We start from the raw sequence: 2,603 nt of genomic DNA, 5'->3' as shown, positions 1-2,603 counted from the left end.
CCGTTCGAGGATCGCAATTCGTTGCATCGCCTGAAGGCTGATGAGTCGTATCAGATCGGGGATGAGGGGCATCCGGTCCGGGCGTATCTGTCGGTGCCGGAGATCATCCGGGTGGCCAAGCATGCCGGTGCGGATGCGGTGTATCCGGGGTATGGCTTCATGTCGGAGAACCCGGAGTTGGCGCGGGCGTGTGTGGAGGCCGGGATCACTTTCGTGGGCCCGTCGGCGCAGGTGTTGGAGTTGACGGGCAATAAGGCGCGGGCGATCGCGGCGGCGCGGGAGGCCGGTCTGCCGGTGTTGGCGTCCTCGGAGCCTTCGGATTCGGTGGAGGATCTGCTGGCTGCGGCGGCCTCGATGACGTTTCCGCTGTTCGTCAAGGCGGTCTCCGGTGGTGGTGGTCGGGGGATGCGCCGCGTCGAGGAGTCGTCGGGGTTGGGTGAGGCGATCGAGGCGGCGTCGCGGGAGGCGGAGTCGGCGTTCGGGGACGGCCGGGTCTATCTGGAGCAGGCGGTGATCAACCCGCGCCATATCGAGGTGCAGATCCTCGCCGATGGTGACGGCAACGTGATCCATCTGTTCGAGCGGGACTGCAGTTTGCAGCGTCGCCATCAGAAGGTCATCGAGTTGGCCCCGGCCCCGAATCTGGATCCGGCGGTGCGGGAGAAGATCTGTGCCGATGCGGTGGCATTGGCACGGCACATCGATTACTTCTGTGCGGGCACCATCGAGTTTCTGCTCGACGAGCGCGGTCATCATGTGTTCATTGAGTGCAATCCGCGGATTCAGGTGGAGCACACGGTGACCGAGGAGATCACCGATGTGGATTTGGTGTCCTCGCAGTTGCGGATCGCTGCGGGGGAGACCCTGGCCGACCTCGGTCTGTCGCAGGACGGCATCGCGATTCGGGGTGCGGCGATGCAGTGCCGCATCACCACCGAGGACCCGGCCAACGGGTTTCGTCCCGATACCGGGCGTATCACGGCCTACCGCTCTCCGGGTGGTGCGGGTATCCGGTTGGATGGTGGCACGCACACCGGTGCGGAGATCAGCGCGCATTTCGATTCGATGTTGGTGAAGTTGACCTGCCGCGGCCGGGATTTCGGTATGGCCGCCGCGCGGGCGCGTCGTGCGTTGGCGGAATTCCGGATCCGCGGCGTGACGACGAATATCCCGTTTTTGTTGGCGGTGATCGATGATCCGGATTTCCGGGCGGGCCGGGTGACGACATCGTTCATCGATGAGCGCCCGCAGCTGTTGACCTCGCACACCCCGGCCGATCGTGGCACCAAGATCCTGAACTATCTGGCCGATGTGACGGTGAACAAGCCCAACGGGGCGCGCCCGTCGACGGTGTATGCCGCCGACAAGCTGCCCCCGTGCGACCTGTCGGTGGCCCCGCCTGCGGGGTCCAAGCAGAAGTTGGTGGAGCTCGGGCCGCAGGGATTTGCGCAGTGGCTCAAGGATTCCCCGGCCCTCGGGGTGACCGATACGACGTTCCGCGATGCGCATCAGTCGTTGTTGGCGACCCGGGTGCGCTCCAACGGGTTGTTGTTGGTGGCGCCGTATGTGGCCCGGTTGACCCCGCAGTTGCTCTCGGTGGAGTGTTGGGGTGGCGCGACTTATGATGTGGCGCTGCGCTTTTTGAAGGAAGACCCGTGGGAGCGCCTTGCCGCGTTGCGGGAGGCGATGCCCAACATCTGTTTGCAGATGCTGCTGCGCGGCCGTAACACCGTGGGCTACACCCCGTATCCGGAGCTTGTCACCGAGGCCTTTGTCGATGAGGCGACCGCGACCGGTGTCGATATTTTCCGGATTTTCGATGCATTGAACAATGTGGACTCGATGCGCCCGGCCATCGATGCGGTGCGCGCCACCGGGTCGGCGGTGGCCGAGGTGGCGATGTCCTACACCGGGGACCTCAGCAACCCTGCCGAGGACCTCTACACCCTGGATTACTACTTGCGCTTGGCCGAGCAGATCGTCGAGGCCGGGGCGCATGTGTTGGCGATCAAGGACATGGCCGGGTTGTTGCGCCCGCAGGCCGCCACGAAGCTCGTGGGTGCGCTGACCGAGCGGTTCGATCTGCCGGTGCATGTGCACACCCACGACACTCCCGGTGGGCAGTTGGCGACCTATCTGGCGGCCTGGACCGCGGGCGCTTCGGCGGTGGATGGGGCCTCGGCGCCGTTGGCGGGCACCACGAGCCAGCCCGCACTGTCGGCGATCGTGGCCGCGACCGCGCATACCGACCGCGATACGGGTCTGGACCTCAAGGCGGTGTGTGATCTGGAGCCGTACTGGGAGGCGTTGCGCAAGGTCTACAGCCCGTTTGAGGCCGGTCTGCCGGCGCCGACGGGGCGGGTGTACACCCATGAGATCCCGGGCGGGCAGCTGTCCAATTTGCGGACCCAGGCCGTCGCGTTGGGGTTGGGGGATCGGTTCGAGGAGATCGAGGACGCCTACGCCGGGGCGGATCGGGTGTTGGGCCGGTTGGTCAAGGTGACCCCGTCGAGCAAGGTGGTCGGCGATTTGGCGTTGGCGTTGGTGGGTGCCGGTGCTGATGCCGATGAGTTCGCCGCCGATCCGGATCGCTATGACATTCC

1 protein-coding gene is annotated in these 2,603 nt (G+C 65.6%); it reads left to right on the top strand.

What is annotated here, in order from left to right:
* On the top strand, window positions 1–2,603 hold a 2,603-nt coding region (locus G154_RS04500), incomplete at both ends, for a pyruvate carboxylase (RefSeq protein WP_036479033.1).

This window comes from Mycobacterium sp. VKM Ac-1816D (assembly GCF_000416385.1).
Lineage (GTDB): Bacteria > Actinomycetota > Actinomycetes > Mycobacteriales > Mycobacteriaceae > Mycobacterium > Mycobacterium neoaurum_A.
The sequence above is the reverse complement of the archived record's forward strand: the minus strand, read 5'-3'. Positions and strand labels throughout refer to the sequence as shown.